The sequence below is a fragment of the Mesorhizobium sp. WSM4822 genome (assembly GCF_055811155.1).
In genome coordinates this window covers 478,593-503,955 of record NZ_JBVVQM010000002.1, presented here as the reverse complement: position 1 = coordinate 503,955, position 25,363 = coordinate 478,593, and the positions used below count along the sequence as shown (strand labels likewise).

Here is a 25,363-nt window from a genome sequence, read left to right as displayed (position 1 = left end):
CTCATCGCCTCACGATGCCGACCCTGGGGCCAGCCACGGGCCGAAGCGGCGGAACGGCAGGCCGAGCGCGTAGCTGAAGACGAGGAAGGCAAACAACGTCAGACCGGCCGACAGCACGAGCGCGGTCAATGGCTTCATGCGGCGGCTGGCAAACGACGCGATCAGCGCCGTCAGGAAGATCGACGGGATGAATCCGAGGCCGCGCACTGTCAGGCCGAAGAAGATCGGAGCAGGCAGGATGAGCAGCATGCCGCGCCACGCAACGTGCCCGATCGCTTCGCCCTCGACGCGTACGGCCTGGACGAGAATGACCGCGCCAAGCAGGATCAGCACGATCGCCAGGACCAGCGGAAAATAGCCTGGCCCCATGCGCAAGGCGGTGCCGATTTCGAGACCGAGCGATTGCAGCGCGAACGATGCGCCAAAACCGATGAACAGGGCGGCGCACAGGCCGTTGGCCCTGTCGATCGCGAAAGGTTTCATGATGGTTCTCCAAGCCCGCACTGGGGTAGCGATGCCGAGCGAAATAGGGGCGCTGGTGGCGCCCCTATTCAAATCTCAGTCGGCGTACTGGCCGGCGGCTTCGATGATCGGCTTCCAGCGCGCGATCTCGCTTTCCAGCTTGGCCTTCAGTGCGGCGGGCGTGGCATCGGCCTCGAGCGACGGCTTGGTGCCGAGTTCGGCGAAGCGGGCGGCGACGTTCTGGTCCTTCAGCGCGACCTGCAGCGATTTCGACAGGCGTTCGGTGATCTCGGCCGGCGTGCCCTTGGGTGCATAGAGACCATGCCAGATGCCGACCTGCACATCGGGAAGGCCGCCTTCCACCGTCGTCGGCACGTCCTTCAGCACATCGAGGCGTTCCGGCGAGGTGACGGCATAGGCCTTGATGGTGCCGCCCTGGATCTGCTTGGTGGTGTTGGTCGTCTGGTCGCACATGATGTCGACCTGGCCGCCGAGAAGATCGGTCATGGCCGGGCCGGTGCCCTTGTAGGGCACGGTGACCAGCGGCGTCTTGATGGCGCTCATGAACAGCATGCCGCATAGATGCGAGGCCGCACCGATGCCGGCATTGGCGACGGTTATGGAATCCTTGTTGGCCTTGGCGTACTCCACCAACCCCTTGAGGTCGGTGGGCCCCAGGTCCTTGCGGCCGACGATGGTCATCGGCACCTCGGTGACGAGGCCGACATATTCGAAGGCGTTCAGCGTGTCGTAGGCGAGCTTTCTGTACAGCGTCGCACTTGTCGCCATGCCTATATGATGGAGCAGCAGCGTATAACCGTCCGGCTCGGCGTTGGCGACGCGACCGGCACCCAGAGTGCCGCCGGCGCCGCCGACATTTTCGACGATGACCTGCTGGCCGAGATCCTTCGACATCGCTTCGGCGACGAGGCGCGTGACCGTGTCGGTCGGGCCGCCGGCTGCAAACGGCACCACAACGGTGATGGTGCGTTCAGGATAGGTCTGCGCGCCGGCAGTGAACCCATAAAGCGCGACGGCCGCAGCAGCAGCCAGAGTGGCGACAAATCTTCTCATCGTGATCTCCTCCCAATGCGTAAATCTCCAACCGCTGCGCGGGGTCCTCTCAACACCCTGCAGATGGAGCAACAACTAGCGCAAATTAACAGATTGCAACCGGACTCAAACGGCAAACTGCTGATGGGCGCCATCCTAATAGCCGTAGCCACGCGCCATCGCGGCGGCGAAGACCGGGATGAGCAGGAAGATGAAAGCTTCGGCGCGGATGTAAGTCTTCACGGACGCAAGCTCGGCCGCCGGCACCTGGAACGAGGCATTGCCGCTCGCCTGCCTGCTCCAGGATATGAAGCGGACGGTCGGGATGATCGACAGCAGGCCGACCACGACGAACGCCGCTATCTTGGCCCAGAACACCCAATTGTGGACGTAGAATTCCCAGCCCTTGAGGCCATAGAAGACGCGGCCGATGCCGACGACGATGATCAGCGTGGCAATGATGCCGTAATGGCGGTCGATGCCGGCGAGCCTCTTGAGCGTCGCAGTGCCCAGATCGCCGCGGATCAGGACGAATTCGGCGCCGATGATTCCCGCCAACGAAAACACCAGCAGATGATGGAAGATCGCAAGCACAAGATCGGTGGTGTCCATGCTCTTTCCCTGGGTTTGACGGCAGCAATGCGCGCCTGAAAGGTCGCGCTGGCAGGCGTTGAATCGGCCTGCCGTGAAAAAATAACACCGTCTCGCAAAATTCCCATAGCGGCGCCTGGATGATGGGCCGTGTTGCGCTGGCCCCTTGCGCCGCACCGGCGATTTGCTAAGCGCTGGCGATCCGTACAAGGCAGATCCCATGAACAATCCACAAGCGACCAGCGCCCCTGTCATCGAAACGAAGCGCACCATCCTGCGGGCACACCGGCTGGATGATTTCGACACCTATGCCGCGATGTGGACCGATCCCGTCGTCACCCGCTTCATCGGCGGCAAGCCGCGCACGCGCGAAGAAAGCTGGATGCGCTTCCTGCGTCACGCCGGCCTGTGGTCGCTGCTCGGCTATGGCTTCTGGGCGATTGAGGAGAAGGCGACCGGACGCTTCATCGGCGAGGCCGGGTTTCACGACCTGAAGCGCGATATGGAACCATCGATCGAAGGCATTCCCGAGGCCGGGTGGGCGCTGGTTCCGGCCGTGCACGGGGCGGGCTTCGCCACCGAGGTGGTTGGCCGCATCCTGTCGTGGAGCGAAGAGATTTTCGGGCGCGAGAAGACCGTCTGCATCATCGATCCGGAAAACGGCGCGTCGCTGAGGGTGGCTGCGAAGTGCGGTTACCGGGAAGTGGTGAAGACCACCTATCACGACACTCCGACCATCCTGCTGGCGCGGTGACCTGAGCGGCGGGCTGACAGCTGCCGGCGCCGGCATGATGGCGCCTGTCGCCAGCAATGATGACGAGGCGGGCCGCGCCAAGAACCGCTGTGGCCTGGTCAAACTGACTTGAGCGGGGCTTCCAACGAGAACGTGTTCTACGGCATGGCGTCCGCTGCCAGGCTTGCCCGCTCGAGCATGGAGGCGTCCTCGCCGAAGGCGCGGGTGGCGCGGGCCGCCGCCTCGAGCAGCGGACGCTTCATGCGCTGCAGAAATGCCGCGTCGACGCGCGTGCTGGGTCCAGCCAGGGTCAAGGCGCCGAGCAGGACGCCTCCCGGGCCGAACACCGGCGCCGACACGCCCCCCGTCTCGGGGTCGCGGTCGCCCACGGCGAGGCAGTTGCAGGTCTTGCGGATGGTCTCGTAAGGTTCGCCCTGCTGGCCCGAAAACGCTGCGAGCACGCGGCCTCCCGAGCCGAGCAGCAAAGGCAATACGTCGCCTTCGCGTATCGTGTAGCGGATCGGGTGCTTGGATTCGACGCGGTAGAGACAGGTGCGGACGTCGCCCGAGCGAACATAGAAGGCAACGCTCTCCCAGCTTCGCTCGGAAAGATCGCGCATGATCGGCAGCAGGATATCGACCGCCACGACCGAACGCTGGTAGAGCGCACCGAGCCGAAAGGTCGCGGGTCCGACGCGGTAGCGTCCATTGTCGAGGCGCTCGAGCAATCGTCCGCGCATGAGGGAATTCGCAAGCCGCAGGATGGTGCTCTTGTAGAGGCCGGTGCGCGCCGCGATTTCGGCCAGGCTGAGCGACCGGTCATCCGTGGTGAAAGCATCGAGGATGGCAATGGCCCGATCAAGCGCGGCAACACCGTCCGCCGAGGTGCGATCTATTTCCCCATCTGCCGATTTGCTTGGCGAGTCCATGGTGGTTCCAGTTTGAAGAAAGCCGAGCGACGCGACTCTGTCGCGCCGCCAAATCGTTCTGTCCAGTAGAATATCGTTTCCGTTGACAGAACTCCGTAACATCTGCTTGAAATCGATGACGGGTCTGGATGCAGGCGCGTTTTGGCGGGCACCGGAGGAGGTGTCGTGATTTGGAGGAATCCCCATGCTGAACAGACGCAGATTTTTGATGAGCACCGCAGCCGTGGGTGCCGGGCTGATGACGTCGCATCTTTCTCCCGCTTACGCCGAAGGCGCGCCCCAGATACAGCTCTTCGTGCCTGCCGCACCGGGTGGCGGCTGGGACCAGACGGCGCGCACGATCGACCAGGTGCTGCGCAGTGAAAAGCTGATCTCGGGTTCGCAGATCACCAATGTCGGCGGCGCCGGCGGCACTGTCGGGCTGCCGCAATTCATCAGCCAGTGGAACGGCAAAGGCAATTCCCTGATGGTTGCCGGCATGGTCATGGTTGGCGCCATCATTGCCAACAAGGCCGCGAACAATCTGACGCAAGTCACCCCGATCGCCCGCCTCACCGGCGAGTTCGAGGCCCTGGTCGTGCCGGCGGAGTCACCGTTCAAGACGGCCGCTGATTTCGTCGCCGCGCTCAAGGCCGATCCGACAAAGGTTCCTGTCGCCGGCGGCTCGGCAGGCGGTTCCGATCACATCCTGTTCGGCCTGATCGCCAAGACGGTCGGCGTTCCGGCAACCAACCTCTCCTATGTGCCGTTCGCCGGCGGCGGCGAGGCGCTGTCGGCGCTGCTCGGCAACCAGGTCGCGGCCGGCATTTCCGGCTTCGGCGAGTTCTCGGAGCAGGTCAAGGCAGGTGCGCTCAGGCTGCTCGCCATCTCGGCTGACAAGCGTCAGGACGGCATCGACGCACCGACGATGAAGGAAGCCGGCATCGATGTCGAACTGTTCAACTGGCGCGGCGTCTTCGCACCGCCCGGCGTTTCCGACGCCGACAAGGCGGCGATGGTCACAATGATCGAGACCATGGCCAAGAGCGATGCATGGGCAACCGAATGCAAAAACCGCAACTGGACGCCCATCCTTTTGACTGGCGACGACTACGCAAAATTCCTCACCGAGGACACGGCCCGCATCACCGCGATCCTCAAGGATCTCGGCCTCGCCTGATGTCTTCAGGGGGCGGTTAGAGTGCCGCCCCCTTCCCATCTCGCCTGCCGCATGGACATATGATGCGGCGAAACTGCGGATGCGGCGGGCTGGAGGATGCCGGCCATCTTGGGAGGATACCGATGAGCACCAGCGACCAGCAGTCGGCGCCGTGGCGCCTTGCCGTGCCGGAATTGTTGATAGGCATCGGGCTCCTGGCCTGCGCCGGCGCCGTCGCCTGGCAGACGCTGGCAATCCCGGTGTCGCCGCTCTACTCCAAGGTCGGCCCGACCGTCTTTCCCTACCTCACCATGTTCGGCCTGGTGGTTCTTTCGCTGTTGCTCATCCTTGCCGCGCTTCGCGGCGGCTGGCAGCCGGAGGAGGAAAAGGAGACGCCGACCGACTGGAAGGCGATGGGCTTCGTCGTCATCGGCCTGATCGCCAATCTGCTGCTCATCCGGCCGCTCGGCTTCACGGCGGCATCCGTCATCATGTTCGTTCTGGTCTGCTACGGCTTCGGCAGCAAGCGCACGCTGCGTGACGCAGTGCTCGGCCTGATCCTGGCGCTGGCCGCCTATTTCGGCTTCGCCAGGGCGCTTGGCGTCAACATCGGTGCCGGTTTCATCGAGAACCAGCTGAACACGGTCATCGATGCGTTCATCACCATGTTGAGGGGCTGACGTCATGGAAACGCTCGGACATCTCGCACATGGCTTCTCGGTTGCCTTCACCCCGGTCAACCTTCTGTGGTGCCTGCTTGGCACCACACTCGGTACCGCCATCGGCGTGCTGCCCGGTCTTGGGCCGGCGCTGACCATCGCGCTGCTTTTGCCGATCACCTATCAGGTGGCGCCGGAGGCATCCTTCATCCTGTTCGCCGGCATCTACTACGGCGCCATGTATGGTGGTTCGACGACGTCGATCCTGCTCAACACGCCCGGCGAAAGTGCCACCATCGTCACTGCGTTGGAAGGCAACAGGATGGCGCGCTCCGGGCGCGGCGGCGCGGCACTCGCCACCTCGGCGATCGGTTCGTTCGTCGCCGGCACGATCGGCACGATGGGCGTCGCTTTCCTGGCGCCGGTGGTGGTCAAATTCGCATTGGCCTTTGGTCCGGCCGAATATTTCTCTTTGATGGTGCTGGCCTTCATCACCGTTTCGGCGGTGCTCGGCTCGTCTTCCGTACGCGGCCTGACCAGCCTGTTCGCCGGCTTCGTCATCGGCATGATCGGCGTCGACCTGCAGACCGGCCAGCCGCGCTTCACCTTCGGCACGAACGAACTGCTTGATGGCGTCGATGTCATCATTGCCGCGGTCGGCCTGTTTGCCGTCGGCGAGACGCTCTACATGGCCTCGCGCCGCTATGCCGGCAAGGACGAGATCGTGCCGCTGAAGGGCTCGCTCTACATGACGGCGGCCGAGTGGGGGCGTTCGTGGAAACCCTGGCTGCGCGGCGCTGCGATCGGCTTCCCGATCGGCGCCATGCCGGCCGGCGGCGCCGAAATCCCGACCTTCCTGTCCTATGCCATCGAAAAGAAGCTGTCGAAGCACAAGGAGGAGTTCGGCACGGTCGGCGCCATCGAGGGCGTTGCCGGCCCCGAGGCCGCCAACAATGCCTCCGCAGCCGGCGTGCTGGTGCCTATGCTGACGCTTGGCCTGCCGACCTCGGCGACTGCGGCGATCATGCTGTCGGCCTTCCAGAGCTACGGCATCAACCCCGGACCGCTGCTTCTCACGACCCAGGGCGATCTCGTCTGGGGGCTGATCGCCAGCCTGTTCATCGCCAACGTCATCCTGGTCATCCTCAACCTGCCGCTGATCGGCCTGTGGGTGCGGCTTTTGAAAATCCCGGCGCCGCAGCTCTATGCCGGCATCCTGGTGTTCGCGACGGTCGGCACCTATGGTATTTCGCAATCGCCCATCGACCTCGTCATCCTCTATCTCCTGGGGGCCGCCGGCTTCCTGATGCGGCGCTTCGATTTCCCGACCGCGCCCGTCATTATCGGCATGATCCTTGGACCGCTCGCCGAAACCCAGTTCCGCCGGGCGATGACCATCTCGAATGGCGACTGGTCGGTGTTTTACACCCACAAGCTGTCGCTGACGCTGCTGACGCTCGCCTTCATCGGCCTCGCCGGCCCGCATATCTGGGCCTTCATCGAGCATCGGCGTCGGCGCGGACCGGAGCATGTGCCCGGCGATGCCTGATCGATCCATGATGCCATGACAGAATTGCTTTCCGGTATCCGCGTCCTCGACCTGACCAACGTCCTGGCTGGTCCCTACTGCGCCTATCAGCTGGCGCTGCTCGGCGCCGATGTGATCAAGGTCGAGGCGCCGCAAGGCGGCGACCTGGCCCGCCAGCTCGGCGGCTCGCCAAAGCTGAACAGCGCCGGCATGGGCGCATCGTTCCTGGCGCAGAACGCCGGCAAACGGTCGGTGGTGCTCGACCTCAAGCAGCAAGCCGATCGCGAGCGCTTTTTCGATCTGGTGGCCAGCGCCGACGCCCTGGTGGAGAATTTCCGCCCGGGCGTGATGGATCGGCTGGGGCTTGGTTACGAGGCGCTGAAGACGGTCCGTCCAGGCCTCGTCTATTGCGCGATATCGGGTTTCGGCCAGACCGGGCCGATGCGCGACAATCCCGCCTATGACCAGATCATCCAGGGCCTGTCGGGGATCATGAGCATCACCGGAACACCGGAAACGGCGCCGCTGCGGGTCGGCTATCCCGTGGCCGACACGCTTGGCGGACTGGTCGGCGCGTTCGCAATTACCTCGGCGCTGGTGCGGCAGAAGACGAGCGGCGAGGGTGCCTTTCTCGACGTCTCGATGCTCGAATGCACACTTTCCGCGCTTGGCTGGCCGGTTTCCAACTATCTGACCGCAGGCATCGACCCCAAGCCGATGGGCAATGAGAACATGACGGCGGCACCCTCCGGTACGTTTCGCACCGGCGACGGGCTCGTCAACATCGCCGCCAACAAGCAGGAGCAGTTCGTGGCGCTGTGCCGGCTGATTGGCCGGCCGGAACTGGCCTCCGATGTCCGCTTTGCCGAGCGCGAGACGCGCAAGCGCAACCGTGCGGCGCTTAAAGTCGAAATCGAGGACGCCCTGGCGGACGCCTCGGCGGCTGCCTGGGAAGAGATGCTCAATCGCGCCGGGGTGCCCGCCGGCAGGGTGCTGACGATCCCGCAAGTGCTGGGCGAGCCGCAAGTGCTCGAACGCCGGGTGACCGCGAATTTCGACGATGTGGCCGGCATGGACAAGCCGCTGACCGTTCTGCGCGGCGGCTTCATGGTCGATGGCGAGGCGCCGTTGCCGACAAAGCCGCCGCCGGCGCTCGGCGAACATATGGGCGAGGTGTTCGCCGACCTGCCACCCCGCGCCAAGACAAAGGCAGGCGCATGAGCGACACGGAGAAGACGGGCCGTGAGCGCGGCGAGGAATGGTGGCAGACCGACATCATCGAGATGCGGCCTGGTGTCATCCGGCTGCGCGGCTACGAGATCCAGGATCTGATCGGCCGCGTCAGCTTCCCGGCTGTCATCTGGCTGATGCTGCGCGGCGAACTGCCCGGCGAGGACCAGGCAGAGTTGCTCGGCATTGCCTTGGGAGCCGCCGTCGACCACGGACCGCAGGCGCCATCGATCGCCATCGCGCGCATGGCCGCAACCTGCGGCGTCGGTATCAACAGCGCCATGGCCTCGGCCATCAACGTTCTCGGCGACGTGCACGGTGGCGCCGGCGAGCAGGCGCTTTCCTTCTATGGTGACATTGCCGTGGCAATCGATGCCGGGATGACGCTGAATGAAGCGGTCTCGACACGGCTCGACCGGTTCTTCGCCGAGGAGAAGGGCTATGTGCCGGGGCTCGGACATCGCTTCCATCCCGTCGACCCGCGCGCGCCGCGCTTGCTGGAACTGACCCGCGAATTTGCCGTGCGCGGTGCCGTCAATGGACGTTTCGTCGATATTGCAGAAGCGATCGAGGCGGACGTCGCGCGACGCAAGAGGAAAAAAATACCGCTCAACATCGATGGCGCCACCGCCGTCATCTATGGCGAACTCGGTTTTCCGCCAGCGCTGACGCGAGGGCTTTTCGTGCTGTCGCGCTCGGTCGGCATCCTTGCGCATGCCTGGGAGCAGTCGCAGCAGGCCGAGCGAAACAAAGGGCCGCTGCCGCGCGAATGGCTGTGGACCTATACCGGCACGCCGGTGCGGCCGTTTCCCGAAAGCGATGAGCCCGGCGAGTGAGGCTTTACGCCTGGTCCACCGGCACAGGTTGAGGGATCTTCAGTGTCTTCACCAGCGTTGAAAGATCCGGCTCGTCGATGAGCATGGCCGCATCGGCTGGCGCCAGCCAGGCCCGCTGGCGTCGTTTGGCTTCCTGCCAGTCGGCCAATTCCTCCGTTACCTCGAGCAGAAAGACGATGACGTCGACGCGGACAAAGCGATTGGCCAGCCGCTTCCAGTAGGAATAGGTGCCCGCCGGCTGCTTCAGCGTCTTGCCGAGCACGCCGGCTTCCTCCTGTGCCTCGATGGTGGCCGCCTTGCGCCCGCTCTTGCCCTTCATCGGCCAGCCCTTGGGGACGATGAAGCGCCTGGTGGTACGCGACGTGACCAGCATAACCTCGATGTCGCCGCGCGCGGTCAGCCGAAAGGGAATAGCCGCCACCTGGCGGATCCTCTCGCCCTTTTTTGCCTTGCGTACGGCCTTCTTCTTGGTGGCTGCCATTCGTCGATCCAGTCGATGCAATGCCGCATAGCGCGACAAGGCGTCGTTGCAAAACCAAAACTTTCGCATGTGCCGAAAGACACCCGAAATACCTAAGTCGGCTAAATAAACGAAAAAGGCCTTGATGTCAGCGGCAATTGCTCACGGCGGTGGTGCCGATTATCTGGGTCTGGCAGCTTGGCTTGAGCTGCTGCACGACCGGTGGCGGTTGCTGAACGATCTGGCGGTCCTGGGCGCGATTCTGCTGTTGTTGCTGCTGATATTGCTGCCGTTGTATCCTGTTTTGCAGGATTTGCAGGTCGTTCTGCCGGATCAGCGCATTGTTGCCGGTAGCGGAATTGAGCGCTTGTGCGGAAGCCGGCAGGCAAACGCCCGCCAGCACTGCCGTGGCCAGCATTGCCATTGTGAAGATCGTTGATGGCCGAAGTGCCGACATTCGCTCATTCCCGCGCAAAAAACTCTGCCCACTGATATAGGACGTTTGCGCGGCGATGCCATGGCCAGCGGGTCGAGCATCACGAAATCGGGCAGTCCGATCGCTTTGTTCTGCGATTCCAGCAGTGAACCGCAGATAGTCGTCATATGACGACTATGAAACGTCAGCGGCTTTAGTCAGTGTCCGCACGTAAATTTTCGGTTTCATCCGGCATAAGTTAATGTATTCTAATTGAGTCAGAGCTCCGCAAGTGGGAATGCGGATGCTCTGTTTTAATGCATTGAACCTTATTGCGCAGTGCCGGCATCCTTATTGCAATTGCATGAGCATAGCGGTGGCGTCGCCTTAAGCAGGCATTGAGGCGCGCCCCCGTAAAACGGGGGGTAAGTGCATGGCTTTGTTTTCAAAGCGTGGTGGCTTTGCCATCAAACACGCATTCGCGGTTTCGGGTTCCGGTATCGACGCTGCCAATGCCCATGTGGCAGAGGTATCCCAGCAAGCAGGGCTTGCCCGCCAAGCGCTGCCCGGCAGTTCGCCTTGTTCGCTTCGTGCGGCGCAAGCGTGGACTTTGTTCAAACTTGGACCGGTGGCACGTGCGCAAGAAGCGTCTGGCTCGGGTCGCCGTCGCCGGCCAGGTGTGATTGCCGGACGGTTGATGGTCCTCCTCGGCGCCACCGCGCTGGTGGGTTTTCCGCCGATACCGGCGGCGCATGCTCAGTTCGTCATAGACGAGAACGGCCCGGATGCTCCGGACAGGGGACCTGGTGGCTTTGACGCAGATGGCGATAATGGCGATCCCGGCGGATCGATTACAAATGCGACTCCTGGAGCCGTAAACAACACCCCGCAGATAAACGTCAACGCATCTGGATTTGTCGGCACTGCCAATGGCGGCGATGGCGGCGACGGCGGCGAAGGCCTGGCTGGAACGCCCATTGAAACCAATGGTGGTGAGGGCGGCAATGGCGGCGTGGGTGGATCCGTCGACATTCTCAACAACGCTGTGATTTCGACCATCGGCACGGGACATCATGGCTTCGAAGCTTCTGCGGTCGGTGGCAATGGCGGCAGTGGCGGCGGCGCCCTTCCGGCGATCGCGAACCTCGGCGGCGACGCCGGAAGCGGCAATACCGGCGGCAACGCCAACGCGGTTGCGTCTGGCACCAGCGACATCACGACGACGGGCGACTTCTCCTACGGCATTTTCTCCAATGCCAGCGGCGGCAATGGCGGCCAGGGCGGTGACAACATCGTCAGTCTCGGCGTCGATGCTGGTGACGGCGGTGATGGTGCTTCCGGCGGCACCGCATCGGCAAGCAACGCCGGCAAGGTGGAAACATCGGGATTGGCCTCTTATGGCATGCTGGTGCGGTCGGCAGGTGGTGTGGGTGGCAATGGCGCCGATGGCGTCGGGGTCGTCAGCGGCGGCGGCAATGGCGGCGGCGCCACTTTGGGCGGAAATGCCACGGGCAGCAATTCGGGCGGCATCATAACGCATGGTGATTTCGCCAGCGGCATGGCCGTGCAGTCGGTCGGCGGCGGCGGTGGTGGCGGCGGCGACGCCTTCGGCCTGTTCGGCGGCGGTGGCACCGGCGGCGCGGGCAATGATGGCGCCACTGCAACCGGTACCAACACCGGCAACATCACCACCGATGGTCGGGGTGCTATCGGCATGCTGGTCGAATCGGTCGGCGGCGGCGGTGGTGACGGCGGCGGGGCAGCCGGCATCGTATCGATCGGCGGCACAGCCGGCGGCGGCGGCAAGGGCGGGACTGTCATCGCCAATGTCGGCGGCACGATAACGACTGGCGCTGACGGCAGCGGCGATGGCGCGCATGGCGTTCTGGCCCAGTCGGTCGGTGGTGGTGGCGGCAATGGCGGCTTTGCCCTGTCGGTCGCCCCGGCAGTCGCTGTCGCGATCGGCGGCGGCGGCGGAACCGGCGGCAATGCCGAGCCGTCAACGTCAACCAGGCCGCGACCGGTCCGACGGTCGACACCAACGGTCGTTCGGCCATTGGCATCCTCGCACAGTCGGTGGGTGGCGGCGGCGGCAATGGCGGTGGCGCCTTTGCGCTTGGCGGCATCGTGTCTGTTTCGGTCGGCGGCAGCGGCAGCGCGGCCGGCAACGGAGACGAGGTCACCTACAACATTGCAAACGCCAAGGTCACGACGCGCGGCACCGATTCCATCGGCATCCTCGCCCAGTCGGTGGGCGGCGGCGGCGGCAATGGCGGCTTCGCTCTCGGTGGCGCGGGTCTCGTGGCTGTCGGCGTCGGCGGCTCGGCTGGTTCAGGCGGCTTCGCCAGGAAAGTCGACGTCACCACCGGCGGCTCGGTCGAAACCCTGCAGGACCGGTCGGCAGGCATCGTCGTCCAATCGCTTGGCGGCGGCGGCGGCAATGGCGGCTTTGTCGTGGAAGGCGCCCTCTTCGGAGCGAGCGTTGGAATCGGCGGCAAGGGCAGCGGCGGCGGCGATGGCGGCGACGTGTTCTTCCGCACCGCCAATGGCGGCCAGCAATCGATCATCACGCGCGGCACCGACTCGATCGGCCTCGTCGTACAGTCGGTCGGCGGCGGTGGCGGCAATGGCGGCTTCGTCGGCACGTTTGGCGCGATCGCCAATCTGGGCATCGGTGGTGGCGGCGGCGCGGCAGGCGCGGGCAAGGCAGTCGATGCGACCTATAATGGTTCGGTCGAAACCTTCAAGGAAAGGTCGGCCGGTATCATCGTGCAATCGATCGGTGGCGGCGGCGGCAATGGCGGCGGCGTCATCGGTGTCGGCCTTGGCCTGACCGTCGGCATCGGCGGCAGTGGCGCGGGCGGCGGCGCCGCGGGCAAGGTCGTCTACAACTCCACCACCACGAATATCACAACCCACGGCGCCGACTCCGCTGGCCTGATCATTCAATCGATCGGCGGCGGCGGCGGCAATGGCGGCTTTTCGTTCAATGGCGCTATCGCTGCGACCATCGGCATCGGCGGCAAAGGCGGAGCGGCCGGCGAGGCCGAGACGGTCAGGGCCACAATTGGCGGCGGCTTGATCCATACGATCGGCGATCGCTCGACGGGCATTATCGCGCAATCCATCGGCGGTGGCGGCGGCACGGGCGGCGGTTCTGCAGGACTGAACCTGGGCCTCGGCATCGGGATCGGTGGTAAGGGCGCCGGCGGTGGCGGCGGCAAGACCGTTGATGTCATCAACGGCGCCGTCGTCCAGACCGAAGGTATTCAGTCGCACGGCATCATGGCGCAGTCGGTCGGCGGCGGCGGCGGCTCCGGCGGCTTTGCGGTGACGGTTGGCGGACCTTCCTTCTCGCTGGGCGGCAATGGCAGTTCCGGTGGTGGCAGCCAGAAAGTCTATGTCGAAAATACGGCTCGGATCACCACTGACAGGGACCTCTCGATCGGCATCTTCGCGCAGTCGGTCGGTGGTTCAGGTGGTGATGGAGGCTTGGCGGGCGCCGGTGGTGCCTTTGCGGCCGTCGCTGTCGGTGGCCAGGGCGGCGCTGGCGGGGCAGGTGGCCAGGTCGAGGTCAAAAACACCGCAAACATAACCACCAAAGGCGCGCTCGCGCACGGCATCCTGGCGCAATCGGTCGGCGGCGGCGGCGGCAATGGCGGCAGCGCCGGTGCGGTCGCGGTTGGTATATTCGGTGCGGCTGGCGTCGCGATCGGCGGCGGCGGCGGCGATGCGAACCTGAGCGATCAGGTTACCGTCACCCACAAGGGCGACATCCACGTCGGCGGCGCGGGCGCGAAGGCCATCCTGGCGCAATCGGTCGGCGGTAGCGGCGGCAATGGCGGCAATGCCTATTCCGGAGCCTTCAGCGCCGGTTTCTACGCATCGGCAGCGGTCGGCGTTTCGGTTGGCGGCGAGGGCGGCGATGGCGGCCCTGGCGGCAAGGTTACGGTCAGGGCGGACGGCAACATCATCGCCGACACCGACGCGGTCGGCTCGGGCGGCATCGTGGCACAGTCGATTGGCGGCGGCGGCGGCAATGGCGGCCGTGCGGCCACGATGGCCGGCTCGGTCAGCAACGGCGTCAATGTCAGCCTCGGCGTGACGGTCGGCGGCTGGGGCGGCGACGGTGGCCGCAGTGACCTGGTGATCGTCGATACCGGCCTCAGCGGCGGCGGCAGCATAGTCACCAAGGGTTACCAGGCTGGCGGCATTCTTGCCCAGTCGGTTGCCGGCAGCGGCGGCAATGGCGGCGATTCCTGGGCGGCGGCTGGCGGTTACGGCGTCAATGTCAGCGTCAACGCGACCGTGAGCATCGGCGGCGGCGGCGGCGACGGCAATGTCAGCGACGATGTGCTCGTCCACAATGCCATGACGGTGCAGACGGATGGCGACATGAGCGCGGCGATCCTTGCGCAGTCGATCGGCGGCGGCGGCGGCAATGGCGGCTCGACCAACGGTGCGACCGCCGATCTGGGCGGCGGCCAAGGCGTCAACGTTGCGGCCAATGTGACCGTCGGAGGCGGGGGCGGCACCGGCAATATCTCCGGCGCGGTCGACGTGATCAACACCGGCAATTTGACGACCAAGGGCGATTTCTCCTCAGGCATCGTCGCGCAATCGCTGGGCGGCGGCGGCGGCATGGGCGGATCGAGCAACGCCAAGGCGTTCCACCTTGGCGGCACCAGCGAGACGAGTGTCACCGTCAATGTCGGCATTGGCGGTTCGGGCGGCTCCGGCAACGATGCGGCGTTGTTCCGCCTGGATGACGGCAACAACGTCATCGGCGCCGGCGTGCATGTCGACAATTCCGGGATAATCCGGACCCAGGGCTTCAACTCCATCGGTATCCTGGCGATGTCGGTCGGCGGCGGCGGCGGCGGCGGCGGCGCGGCTTCGACCGACGAGGAGATCGTTGGCGGAGGCAGCGAAGGCGAGACGTCCGTCGGCATCGGCGCGGCGATCGGCCTCGCCGCGGGTGGTGCCGGCAATGGCGGCACGGTCTCTGTTACCAACCGGAGCCCGATCGTGACCGACGGCGCCGATTCGTATGGTATCAGCGCCAACTCGATCGGCGGCGGTGGTGGTGTCGGCGGCTCGGCGACATCGGGCGTATTGGGTAAATATGCGATCGGTGGGGCGCTTGGCGGGGCAGGCGGCGGCGGTGGCAGCGCTTTCCAAGTCGACGTCTTCAATCTCGCCACGGCCGGCATCTGGACCCAGCAGGAGCGTTCCATTGGCATCTTCGCACAGTCGGTGGGTGGCGGCGGTGGCGCCGGTGGCGCCGGCGAAAGCACCGGTCATACCGATGAATCGGAAGTCAGTGTCAACCTGTCACTGGGCGGGTCCGGCAACGTTGGTGGTAATGGCGGTAAGGTCAATGTCGAAAACAGCGGCTGGATCCAGACCGAGAAGGCCTATTCGCACGGCATACTGGCGCAGTCGATCGGCGGCAGCGGCGGCGTCGGCGGCGCTTCGGGCACCTCGGCCAAGGACTCCAATGTGGCCATAACCTTGAGCCTCGGCGGCGCCGGCGGCACCGGCGGCAAGAGTGGCGAAACCGTTCATGTGACGAATTTCGGGTCGGGCGAGATCCTGACCAAGGGCGATAATTCGCATGGCATCTTCGCGCAATCGGTGGGCGGTGGCGGTGGCGCGGCGGGCGCCGGCTCGACCGAGACAGGCAGCGCGGAAACGTCGGTGACGCTGGCGATCGGCGGGCTGGGCGGTGGGGGCAGCAGCGGTGGCGACGTAATCGTCGACAATCATGGCAAGATCACCACGCTCGGCTATCTTTCGCACGGCATTTTCGCGCAATCGGTAGGCGGTGGCGGCGGTGCTTCGGGTGCCGCGGCCAACGCTTCGGAGGCCGACATGACGATCGGCGGCGCGATTTCTCTGCCGAGCGGCGACGGCTCCAATGGCGGCCATGTCACGGTCAACAATGACGGCATCATCGAAACCTGGAAGGATGGGGCGCTCGGCATCTTCGCCCAGTCCGTCGGCGGCGGCGGCGGCTATGGCGGCGTGGTATCGGCCGACACGGCGGGAGACGAGTCGGTCGCGCTGCAGCTTGGCGGCTTCGGCGGCAATGGCGGCAATGGCGGCAAGGTCGATGTCACGGTTTCCGGCACCATCATTACCCATGGCGAGCGCGCGCATGGCGTGGTCGCGCAATCGGTCGGCGGCGGTGGCGGCTATGGCGGCGACGCCAAGGGCAAGAGCTCGAATGCGTTGGCCATTGGCGGTCTCGGCGGCAATGGCGGCGATGGCGGCGATGTTACCGTCATCCGCACCGGCACGATCACGACGACGGGCAAGGATTCCATCGCCATCATCGCGCAGTCGGTCGGTGGCGGCGGCGGCATCGGTGGTGCCGGTTTCGGCCGCTTTGGCGCCGACGACGACGGCGGCGGGCCAAACGCCATCGGCTTCAACACGCCTGGTGGCACCAAGGGCACCGGCGGCAAGGTAACCATCATCCAGTCCGGCGCCATTGAGACCGATGGCGACCGTGGCCACGGCGTCGTTGCCCAGGCGGTGGGCGGTGGCGGTGGCGCCGGCGGCATGGATTCGCTGGCCATGGGCCAGTCGGCGGCTGGCTCGCAAGGTGGTATCGGCGACGCTGCGGCGTCGGCCGCTAGCACGGACAGCCAGGTCTGGGTCAAGGGCGCAAGTTCGTATGCGATGTTCGGCCAGAGCGCGACAGGCGACGGCAATGCCCATGCGGTCGATCTGACGGCGGGTGACAGCCTGTTCGCGCAAGGTGCCGATTCCGTGGCTGTCTATGGCGAGAGCACGGCCAAGGGCGCCAAGGGCAACATCACCATCAACCTGAATGGCCAGTACACGATCGGCGGTGCCGGAACCGGCGTGGCGGCGATGCTTGTCGGGGGCGCAGACAACACGCTGAACAACCACAGCCTGCTCTATGCGATGGGGGCAACGCCGAGTTTCATCATCCAGGCGTCGCAATTTCAGGCATTCCAAGCCTTCCTGTTGGCGCCCGGTCCCGTCGTGCCGACGAATGCGATCCTGGAATCGCTTCTGGACGATTTCAGCCCACTGGCTATCACCGGCACATCGGGCGATGACCATGTGGAGAATTCGAAGAGCGCCGACACGCTCGGACGGGTGATCGGCAACATGGACCTCGGCGGCGGCACGAACAGCTTCCACAATATCGCCGACGCCTCGATGGTCGGCCTCAAGACCATCGATCTCGGCGGCGGCAAGTTCACCAATGACGGGCTGTTTACCAATCAGGGCATCGGCGTCGTGGCCAAAGTGGATGTCACGGGAGGCTTCACGCAGATATTCTCGGGCGACTTCGTCACCGACGTCGATCTCAACAACCAGATCACGGATGCCCTGGCACTAACGGTGGCCGGAGACTTCGATGGTGAAGCGCCGTTGAATTTCCTGTCGATCGACAAATTGTTCGCCGAATATGTGCTGGCCACCGGATCGGCGATGACCGATTCCGGCATCACGCCCACGACGCTGCATCCGGCGGTCGGCTTCAATTTCCTGACCAAGGTGGTCGGCGGAACGGATCTGGTTCTCTATGCCGACAATCCGACTTTCCTGGAGTTGGCACAGGATCCTAACTCCGGCACGACCGATCCCGGCGTCTTCCAGATGGCGCAGTATCTCGATGATGTCGAGGCTTCTTCGAGCCCAGACAATCCGATGGCGCTGTTGATCAACATGCTGCGCTTCCTGCCCGATGAAATGGAGCTCGGCTCGGCCCTGGCGCGGCTGACGCCGCACTATGCCGTGCACACATTCGAGATGATCAACCGCTCCACGGACATCATGCTGGAGGCGGCGCGCGAATGCACCGGCGTTCCCGCCTACAAGGATCCCGACGGACGCTGTGTCTGGGCGTCGATCAGTCCGCAAGCCGAGTACAGCCGCGACGCTGGGGCCGGCACCACCAGCCGAGACGACGTCATGAAGACGATGTCGCTTGGCGGCATTGGCGAGGTCAGCCAGCACTGGTCGCTCGGCGCAACGATAGGCCGGACCGAATTCGACTCGAAGATCGATTTCAACGGCGAATTGCTGTCGGCCACGACAGGCGAATCTTGGCAGGCGTATGCGCTGGCGAAATATGCCGACAAGAACTACTTCATCGACTTCGCAGTCGGCGGCGGCACCGGCTCCTTCAAGGGCGAGCGCGATACGCATCTCGATCAGGTGGCCTTCATTCCGGGCGAAACGCTGATCGGCGATTATCTGCCGGAGGCATTGCTGCCTGGCATCGGCAACAGTGTCACCTACACGCAGAAAACCGCCCAGTTCGGCGGTTCGGCGCGGCTCGGCATAACGCAGGAGATGGGTGTTTTCTACCTGCAGCCGACCCTGCAGTTCGACGCGCGCTGGCTGCGTGTTTCCGGCAAGGAAGTGGGCTCGGTTGCCGCCTTCAACTTCGACGGCAGCGCCAACATGTATTATTCGGCGACGCCGGCTTTCGAGATCGGTACCGACATTGCACTCAGCGACATTGCCAGCCTTCGCGTCTACGGCAAGGCTGGCGTGGAGTTTTCCGACAAGGAGTGGGAAATCGAAGGTCGCTTCGCGGCGGCGGAGAATCTGCCTGGCAACCCCGCATTGCACTTGACGGAGGCCGTCGATTCGCCGCTCTATCGGGTCGGCGCCGGCCTTGAGCTGAACGGCGTCAATGGCGTCGGCATGTCCGTCAGATATAATGGCGCCTTCGGCGAAACGGTTAAACAGAACGCGATCAGCGCGTCTCTCAAGGTCAGTTTCTAGCTGGCCCGAGGCGGAGCCGGGCGGGAGGGATCTTGATGAGGAAGTACGCGTATTTCGTGGCGATGCTGGGTGTTGCCTGCACCGTCGGCGTGGCGGCCGTGGCGGCGCAAACCAAGAGCGACAAGGCGGTCGCGGCACCCGCTGCCGCAGATGCGCCGCAGTTGCCCGGCGGCGCGTCGGCACTGTCTGAAACCCACGGCGACTGGACGGTCAATTGCCAGATATCGGGCACGGCCAAGACCTGCAGCCTGTCGCATCAGCAATTCAACAAGCAAAGCAATCAGCGGCTGCTGGCGATCGAGCTGTCGAGCAAGACCGGCGAGGATGCCACGGGCACGCTTGCGTTGCCGTTCGGCCTGGCGCTGGCCAAGGGGGTCAGCCTGACCATCGACGATCAGAAGCTGGACGGCAGCCTGGCGTTCAACACCTGCCAGGTCGTCGGCTGTCTGGTGCCGGTGGTGTTCGATGCGACTGTCACGCCGCTGCTGAAATCAGGCACCACACTGAAGATCGACGCTTTCGCGGCAGATACCGGACAAGCGGTGAACTTTTCCATTCCGCTCAACGGCTTCGCCGGCGCGCTTGCCCGAACCGCGCAGCTTTTGACCAATTGAGGTAGAGCCGCAGGACTTAAAGCGCTGCCTGAATGTCGTCTCGCGGCAGGGCAGTGCGTCACTGCCTCAGAACGTCTCTGCGTCGGTTCAAACGATGATGGTTTTAAGCCTTTCGGCGATCAAGGCGGCGAGCCGCGCCGCCACATCGTCCTTGCTCATCTCCGGCCATTCCTCGACGCCAGCCTTTGACACGATCCGCACCCGGTTGCGATCGCCGCCCATCACGCCCGAAGAACCGACGCCGCTTCCCTGCGACACGTCGTTGGCGACGATGAGATCGGCGCCTTTTTTCTTGAGTTTGGCCTCGGCGTTGCGCAGGAGATCCTGCGTCTCGGCGGCGAAGCCGATAACCAGGCCGGGTCGCTGGCTGTGATGGCCGACGCCGGTGAGAATGTCGGGATTTTCGACCATGCGCAGCACCGGCGGCCCTTCGCCGGCCACCTTCTTGATCTTCTCACCGGCTGAATTTTCGGTTCGCCAGTCGGCAACGGCGGCGACGAACACCGCCGCGTCGGCAGGCAGCAGCTGTTCCACCGCGTCGCGCATCTCTTGCGCACGTTCGACATGGATGGTCTTCACGCCAGCCGGATCGGCAATGCCGACAGGGCCGGAGACGAGGCGCACATCGGCGCCGAGCCTGGCCAGTGCCGCCGCTATGGCATGGCCCTGCTTGCCGGACGAACGGTTGGCGATATAGCGCACCGGGTCGATCGGCTCATGCGTGGGCCCGGAGGTGACGATGATCCTGCGCCCCGACAGCGGCTTCGGGCCGACGTCGAGCAGTGCCTCGATCGCGGCGACGATCTCCAGCGGCTCGGCCATGCGGCCTTCGCCCGCTTCATTGCTTTCGGCCATCTCACCCCTGGCCGGACCGACGAAGATGACACCGTCTTTCTGGAGTGTCGCGCGGTTGCGGCGGGTAGCCGGATGCGCCCACATTCTGGGGTTCATGGCCGGCGCCATCAACACCGGCTTGTCGGTGGCGATGAGCACGGTGGAGGCCAGATCGTTGGCGTGGCCATTGGCGAGCTTGGCCATCAGGTCGGCGGTGGCGGGCGCCACCACCAGCAGATCGGCCTCTCGCGACAGCCTGATGTGGCCGACATCGTGCTCGTCCTGGCGGTCGAACAGTTCGGTAAAGACATGGTCGGCGGAGAGCGCGCCGGCCGACAGCGTGGTGATGAATTCCTGCGCGGCCGATGTCATGACCACCCGAACCGCGGCCCCGCGCTCGCGCAGCCGGCGGATGAGATCCAACGCCTTGTAGGCGGCGATGCCGCCGCCGATGATGAGCAGGATGCGCTTGCCGGAGAGGCTCATGCCCAAGACCAGTTCTTATCGAGTGTCATGCCGGCTTCAGCGCCGGTTCGATATCGGTATGGATGAAATCATTGCCCTTGAAAAGCAGCGGCAGGTTTCGCGTCCTGGCGAGGGCGTAGGAAAAACAGTCGCCCATGTTGAGTTTGGCGGGATGGCCAGTGCCGCGGCCATAGAGGGCATAGGCTTCAATGCCGGCCTGTGCATGTTCGGCAGTGAGAGCGACGATCGTGACTTTCAGTCTTTCTAGAAGGCCTCTCAACTCAGCTGTGCCGGCCGCCCCATAACGTCCGACGACGACCGTGCCACATTCCATCAGGGTCGCGGCGCTCATAAACATCAGCTGATTTCCGGCGAGGCGCTGGGCTATCACCGGTGCATCAGGCTCCTGCTTGAGGATGGCCAAAATCGCGGAGGTGTCGATCACCACAGTCAGTCCTCCTCGATGAAGGACCAGAGCTCATCCGTTAGTTTTTTCTGATCGAAGTCCACTTTTCGCAATCGTCGACCGAATTCGAGGATTTCCTCTGCCGTGACGACATCGTCGTCGTGCTTGTTGACTGCCGCTACATCCTTCAACAACAGGGTTCTTGCCTCCTGCTCCATTGACACGCCATGTCTGGCGGCCTGCTCGCGCAGCCTTTGCTTCAAATCCTCGTCGAGATTGCGGATCGTCAGGGTGCCCATGGCTATTCCTGCATTCTTGCGATTGATTGATCCTTGGGTCTTTCCCCAGATGCCAAACCCGTTCGGTCGAACCCTTTTGTGGTCGGCAGCCCAACGGATGCGGCGAGCACGTCCCGCGCTTCCTGCTCCATGGAAACGCCCCGCGCGGCGCCGCGCTCGCGTAGCCGCCGCATGACATGGTCTTCCAGATTGCGGACGGTAATCCTCGCCATATGCACACTCCTACGTAGAATATAGCGATCTCGATTTCCGACTGCAATGACAGCATTGCTGTCATTGCCTGCACTCAGATGATCTTCCAGGCGATATAGACCAGCGTCAGCGCAATTACCCAGAGTGCCCAGCGGCCGGAGCGGCTGTAGCGCGCCTCGGCCTTGCCGATGGCGTCGGCGGTGGTCTCGTCGAAGCGCAGGCCGTGCTCGGCCATCAGGTCGATCTCGCGCGACAGCCGGTCGGTGCGCGCCGCAAGCTCGGGAATCTGGCGGGCCAGGGTGAGCAGCGCCCGGGCGCCGTCACGCGCATCGATCATCATGCCACGCGGCCCAAGATTACCTGATATCCAGTCGCCGACCACCGGCTCGGCCGTCTTCCACATGTTGAAGGCCGGGTCGAGCGTGCGCGCCACGCCCTCGACCACCACCATGGTCTTCTGCAACAGGATCAATTCGGGCCGCGTCGCCATGTCGAAGAGTTCGGTGACCTCGAACAGCAGCGTCAGAAGCTTGGCCATCGAGATGGTCTCGGCCGGCTGGCCATGGATCGGCTCCCCGATCGCCCGGATCGCCTGCGCGAAGGCTGCGACATTGTGCTGGCGCGGCACATAGCCGGCCTCGAAATGGACCTCGGCGACACGCAGATAGTCGCGCGTGATGAAGCCGTAGAGAATTTCGGCGAGGAAGCGGCGCTCCTTCTTGCCGAGCCTGCCGGCAATGCCGAGATCGACGGCAACGATGGTGCCGTTTGCCTCGACGAACAAATTGCCCGGATGCATGTCGGCATGGAAGAAGCCGTCGCGCAGGGTGTGGCGCAGGAACGACTGGATGAGGTTGGCTGCGATCGCCTTCAAATCGTGGCCGGCGGCTTCCAGGCCGGCAATGTCGTTCATCTTGACGCCGTCGACCCATTCCATGGTCAAGACGTCGCGGCCGGTGCGCTCCCAGTCGACGGACGGCACGCGAAAGCCGGGGTCATCCCTGGTGCTTTCGCCGAGCTCCGAGAGAGCCGCCGCCTCGAGGCGAAGATCCATCTCGATCTTGGTGGTCTGCGCCAGCGTCTGGGTGACCTCGACCGGCCGCAGCCGGCGGGACGAGGGGATGTATTTCTCCTGCAGGCGAGCGGCGAGGAAATAGCTTTCGAGATCCTGGAAGAAACGGCGGCGCACGCCGGGCCGGATCACCTTGACCGCCACCTTGGTGGCAATGCCGTCATGGACAGCGTCGGCGGCATGGACCTGGGCGATGGAGGCGGCGGCGACCGGGTCGCCGAATTGCGTATAGAGATCGCCGATCTTGCGCCCGAGCGAAGCCTCGATCGCCGCGATGGCCTCGGCCCGGGGGAAGGTGTGCATCTTGTCCTGCAACGTGGCGAGATCGAGCGCCATGTCGTTGCCGACGACGTCGGGCCGTGTCGCCAGGAACTGGCCGAGCTTTACATAAGATGGACCGAGCCGGACGACCGCCTTGGCCAGCCGGTCGCTGCGCTCATAGGCCAGCGCGCGGCGGCGGGTGAACAGCCGCGCCATCCGCCATCCGAACTTCGGCAGGCCGGACAGTTCCTCACCCGGCAGAGCGGCGACGACACCCTCGCGGACCAGCACCCAGCCGGCCCTTACGAGCCGGAATCCTGCACTGACATTGCTCATGGCAGCGCCAATCCTGCCGGCTCTTTGAACCGGCATAGCACGCGTCGGTTGTGAGAAATGCGGCCCGGCCTCAAAGCTTCCAGCCCGAATGAAGTGCTGCAATACCGCCGGAGTAGTTGCGGAAGGAAACGCGGTCGAAGCCGGCGCGGGAAATCATCGTCGCGAAATTCTGCTGATTGGGAAACCTGGCGATCGATTCGACCAGATAGGAATAGGGTTCGCCGTCGCCAGTGACCATCTTGCCGATCTTTGGAATGGCGTTGAACGACCAGGCTTCGTAGGCCTTGTCGAGAAGCGGCATCTCGACCTCGGAAAACTCCAGGCACAGGAAGCGCCCGCCGGGCTTCAGCACGCGAAACGCTTCGCCCAAGGCCACCTCGATGCGCGGCACGTTGCGGATGCCGAAAGCGATGGTGTAAGCGTCGAATGTGGCATCGGCAAAGGGCAGTTCCTCGGCATTGGCCTCGACGAAATCGGTGTTGCCGGACAGGCCCTTCTTTTCGGCCCGGTCGCGGCCGACAGCCAGCATCGAGCCATTGATGTCGAGCACGGTGGCATGGGCATTGCCGTGGCTGGCATCGACGATGCGGAAGGCGATGTCGCCGGTGCCGCCGGCAACGTCCAGCACGCGCCAGCCGATCCTTTTGGGAGGATTGAGCCAGGTGACCATGGCGTCCTTCCACAGCCGGTGCAGGCCGGCCGACATCAGATCGTTCATCAGGTCGTAGCGGTTGGCGACCTTGTGGAAAACATCGTTGACCAGGGACTGCTTGTCGCCAGCCCCTACACGCTTGAAACCATAGGAGGTTTCCATGCCGCCCGCGGCCGTGGTTCTCTCAACTGACATTTTTTTGATCCGTCATAAAACCGGCGGGACCATAGCCGATCGATGGTGCGGGCGCTATTGTTTAAGGCGCGGTGTTCAGCCGCGCTTCCAGGTGGCGGGTTTTCGAGACCTGGACGGACCGACGGGATGGTTGAATGCCTTTGAAAGCGGAACTGCACTGCCACATCGAAGGGGCAGCGGCGCCCGAACTCGTCATCCGCCAGGCGCAGAAATACGGCAAGGACACCTCGCCCTATATCCAGAACGGTTCCTTCGTCTGGCATGACTTCACCTCCTTCCTGGCGGCTTATGATTTTTCCGCCGATCTGTTCCGGACCGAGGAGGACTATGCGCGGCTGGCCGACCATTATCTGACCAGTCTCGCTCGCGATGGCGCCATCTATTCCGAGGTGTTCACCTCGCCGGACCACGCGAAAAAGGCCGGCCTGTCGCCCAAGGCCTATACCGATGCGCTCGGCGAAGGCATGGCCCGCGCCAAGGCCAAGACCGGCATCGAGGGCCGCATGATCGTCACCGGCGTGCGCCATGTCGGCGTCGAGTCGATCGAGCAGGCGGCGCGCTTTGCGGCGCGCTGCGGGCATCCGCTGGTCACCGGTTTCGGCGTCGCCGGCGATGAGCGCATCGGCGATATGGAGGACTATGTCAGGGCTTTCGAGATCGCCCGCGAGGCCGGGCTCGGCATCACCATCCACGCCGGCGAATTGACGGGCTGGGAGACCGTCCAGGCGGCGCTCGATCATATCCGTCCGTCCCGCATCGGCCATGGCGTGCGCGCCATCGAGAACCCGGACCTCGTCCGGCGCATCGCCGACGAGGGCGTCGTGCTGGAATGCTGCCCCGGTTCTAACATCGCGCTCAAGGTGTTCGACAGTTTCGCCGATCATCCATTTCCGGCCCTGCAGGCGGCCGGCTGCAAGGTGACGCTCAATTCCGACGATCCGCCCTATTTCTGGACCTCGCTGAAGCGGGAATACGACATTGCCGCCGAGCATTTCTCGATGAACGAAAAGGCGCTGGCCGTCGTCACCCGCACCGCCATCGAAGCCGCTTTCGTCGATAGAAAGACGAAGACCGCGCTTCTTGCCCGGTTGAACAGCGCGGCACGCTGATTTCCGCCGACAAAGCTGTGGTCGGTGCGGGCCAAGCGGTTCCTTGGCCGGCGCATTGCCGCTAGGGTTCGCTCAGGCAGCTTGAAGCGCGGCGCGTCCGAAAGGGCCATGCGCGC

General features: G+C 64.4%; 22 protein-coding genes. 9 read left to right on the top strand and 13 right to left on the bottom strand.

What is annotated here, in order from left to right; all coding sequences use genetic code 11:
* Positions 1–9: 9 nt before the first annotated feature.
* The 3 genes from AC0L3E_RS07255 to AC0L3E_RS07245 form a co-directional block, all read right to left on the bottom strand.
* Positions 10–483, bottom strand: a complete 474-nt coding sequence (locus AC0L3E_RS07255) for a tripartite tricarboxylate transporter TctB family protein (RefSeq protein WP_128308716.1) — start codon at positions 481–483, stop codon at positions 10–12.
* Positions 484–558: 75 nt separating this feature from the next.
* Positions 559–1,536: a tripartite tricarboxylate transporter substrate-binding protein gene (locus AC0L3E_RS07250; RefSeq protein ID WP_128308717.1), complete on the bottom strand. Its 978-nt coding sequence runs from the start codon at positions 1,534–1,536 to the stop codon at positions 559–561.
* 135 nt (positions 1,537–1,671) lie between these two features.
* Positions 1,672–2,127: a DUF2214 family protein gene (locus AC0L3E_RS07245; protein WP_127328326.1), complete on the bottom strand. Its 456-nt coding sequence runs from the start codon at positions 2,125–2,127 to the stop codon at positions 1,672–1,674.
* 199 nt (positions 2,128–2,326) lie between these two features.
* On the opposite strand from AC0L3E_RS07245, the gene AC0L3E_RS07240 reads away from it, so the two are divergent.
* Positions 2,327–2,860, top strand: a complete 534-nt coding sequence (locus AC0L3E_RS07240; protein WP_128288014.1) for a GNAT family N-acetyltransferase — start codon at positions 2,327–2,329, stop codon at positions 2,858–2,860.
* 137 nt (positions 2,861–2,997) lie between these two features.
* Here AC0L3E_RS07240 and AC0L3E_RS07235 read toward each other — a convergent pair whose 3' ends face one another.
* Positions 2,998–3,768 (bottom strand): IclR family transcriptional regulator, encoded by a 771-nt coding sequence (locus tag AC0L3E_RS07235; protein WP_127397554.1) that lies wholly within the window; start codon positions 3,766–3,768, stop codon positions 2,998–3,000.
* Positions 3,769–3,952: 184 nt separating this feature from the next.
* On the opposite strand from AC0L3E_RS07235, the gene AC0L3E_RS07230 reads away from it, so the two are divergent.
* The 5 genes from AC0L3E_RS07230 to AC0L3E_RS07210 all read left to right on the top strand — a co-directional run bounded on the left by AC0L3E_RS07230 (position 3,953) and on the right by AC0L3E_RS07210 (position 9,159).
* Positions 3,953–4,927, top strand: a complete 975-nt coding sequence (locus AC0L3E_RS07230; protein WP_127269608.1) for a Bug family tripartite tricarboxylate transporter substrate binding protein — start codon at positions 3,953–3,955, stop codon at positions 4,925–4,927.
* Positions 4,928–5,049: 122 nt separating this feature from the next.
* The gene (locus tag AC0L3E_RS07225; protein WP_128308718.1) at positions 5,050–5,586 is read left to right on the top strand and encodes a tripartite tricarboxylate transporter TctB family protein; all 537 of its coding nucleotides are present in this window, start codon (positions 5,050–5,052) and stop codon (positions 5,584–5,586) included.
* A 4-nt stretch (positions 5,587–5,590) separates the two neighbouring features.
* Positions 5,591–7,114 carry a tripartite tricarboxylate transporter permease gene (locus AC0L3E_RS07220; RefSeq protein WP_023812558.1) on the top strand — a complete coding sequence of 508 codons (1,524 nt, stop codon included), beginning with the start codon at positions 5,591–5,593 and terminating at the stop codon, positions 7,112–7,114.
* A gap of 15 nt (positions 7,115–7,129) precedes the next feature.
* The gene (locus tag AC0L3E_RS07215; protein WP_473604535.1) at positions 7,130–8,314 is read left to right on the top strand and encodes a CaiB/BaiF CoA transferase family protein; all 1,185 of its coding nucleotides are present in this window, start codon (positions 7,130–7,132) and stop codon (positions 8,312–8,314) included.
* Positions 8,311–9,159, top strand: a complete 849-nt coding sequence (locus AC0L3E_RS07210; protein ID WP_473604534.1) for a citryl-CoA lyase — start codon at positions 8,311–8,313, stop codon at positions 9,157–9,159. Before AC0L3E_RS07215 ends, AC0L3E_RS07210 begins: the two co-directional genes overlap by 4 nt.
* A 4-nt stretch (positions 9,160–9,163) precedes the next feature.
* Here AC0L3E_RS07210 and AC0L3E_RS07205 read toward each other — a convergent pair whose 3' ends face one another.
* From AC0L3E_RS07205 to AC0L3E_RS07195, 3 genes are all read right to left on the bottom strand, one after another.
* Positions 9,164–9,640 carry an NUDIX hydrolase gene (locus AC0L3E_RS07205; protein ID WP_473604533.1) on the bottom strand — a complete coding sequence of 159 codons (477 nt, stop codon included), beginning with the start codon at positions 9,638–9,640 and terminating at the stop codon, positions 9,164–9,166.
* A gap of 127 nt (positions 9,641–9,767) precedes the next feature.
* Positions 9,768–10,076, bottom strand: coding sequence for a hypothetical protein (locus AC0L3E_RS07200; protein WP_473604532.1), 309 nt, complete (start codon positions 10,074–10,076; stop codon positions 9,768–9,770).
* 403 nt (positions 10,077–10,479) lie between these two features.
* On the bottom strand, positions 10,480–11,913 hold the full coding sequence (locus AC0L3E_RS07195; protein ID WP_473604531.1) for a hypothetical protein: 1,434 nt from the start codon (positions 11,911–11,913) through the stop codon (positions 10,480–10,482).
* 197 nt (positions 11,914–12,110) lie between these two features.
* Here AC0L3E_RS07195 and AC0L3E_RS07190 point away from each other — a divergent pair, with 197 nt between their 5' ends.
* Positions 12,111–18,812, top strand: coding sequence for an autotransporter outer membrane beta-barrel domain-containing protein (locus AC0L3E_RS07190; RefSeq protein ID WP_473604530.1), 6,702 nt, complete (start codon positions 12,111–12,113; stop codon positions 18,810–18,812).
* Between the two features lie 35 nt (positions 18,813–18,847).
* Entirely contained in the window at positions 18,848–19,426 is a 579-nt protein-coding gene (locus AC0L3E_RS07185) for an invasion associated locus B family protein (RefSeq protein WP_127379941.1), read from the top strand.
* Positions 19,427–19,513: 87 nt separating this feature from the next.
* On the opposite strand, the gene coaBC is transcribed toward AC0L3E_RS07185, so the two are convergent.
* The 6 genes from coaBC to ubiE all read right to left on the bottom strand — a co-directional run bounded on the left by coaBC (position 19,514) and on the right by ubiE (position 24,138).
* Positions 19,514–20,746, bottom strand: coding sequence for a bifunctional phosphopantothenoylcysteine decarboxylase/phosphopantothenate--cysteine ligase CoaBC (coaBC, locus tag AC0L3E_RS07180; protein ID WP_473604576.1), 1,233 nt, complete (start codon positions 20,744–20,746; stop codon positions 19,514–19,516).
* A gap of 25 nt (positions 20,747–20,771) precedes the next feature.
* Positions 20,772–21,173, bottom strand: a complete 402-nt coding sequence (locus tag AC0L3E_RS07175; protein WP_127270488.1) for a type II toxin-antitoxin system VapC family toxin — start codon at positions 21,171–21,173, stop codon at positions 20,772–20,774.
* Positions 21,174–21,175: 2 nt separating this feature from the next.
* Positions 21,176–21,430 carry a FitA-like ribbon-helix-helix domain-containing protein gene (locus AC0L3E_RS07170; RefSeq protein ID WP_127270486.1) on the bottom strand — a complete coding sequence of 85 codons (255 nt, stop codon included), beginning with the start codon at positions 21,428–21,430 and terminating at the stop codon, positions 21,176–21,178.
* A gap of 2 nt (positions 21,431–21,432) precedes the next feature.
* Positions 21,433–21,642: a FitA-like ribbon-helix-helix domain-containing protein gene (locus tag AC0L3E_RS07165; protein WP_127379939.1), complete on the bottom strand. Its 210-nt coding sequence runs from the start codon at positions 21,640–21,642 to the stop codon at positions 21,433–21,435.
* Positions 21,643–21,716: 74 nt separating this feature from the next.
* On the bottom strand, positions 21,717–23,291 hold the full coding sequence (gene ubiB / locus AC0L3E_RS07160) for a 2-polyprenylphenol 6-hydroxylase (RefSeq protein ID WP_127272445.1): 1,575 nt from the start codon (positions 23,289–23,291) through the stop codon (positions 21,717–21,719).
* A gap of 70 nt (positions 23,292–23,361) precedes the next feature.
* Positions 23,362–24,138 carry a bifunctional demethylmenaquinone methyltransferase/2-methoxy-6-polyprenyl-1,4-benzoquinol methylase UbiE gene (gene ubiE, locus AC0L3E_RS07155; protein ID WP_127266931.1) on the bottom strand — a complete coding sequence of 259 codons (777 nt, stop codon included), beginning with the start codon at positions 24,136–24,138 and terminating at the stop codon, positions 23,362–23,364.
* 134 nt (positions 24,139–24,272) lie between these two features.
* On the opposite strand from ubiE, the gene AC0L3E_RS07150 reads away from it, so the two are divergent.
* Positions 24,273–25,247 (top strand): adenosine deaminase, encoded by a 975-nt coding sequence (locus AC0L3E_RS07150; protein WP_128307702.1) that lies wholly within the window; start codon positions 24,273–24,275, stop codon positions 25,245–25,247.
* Positions 25,248–25,363 lie beyond the last annotated feature (116 nt).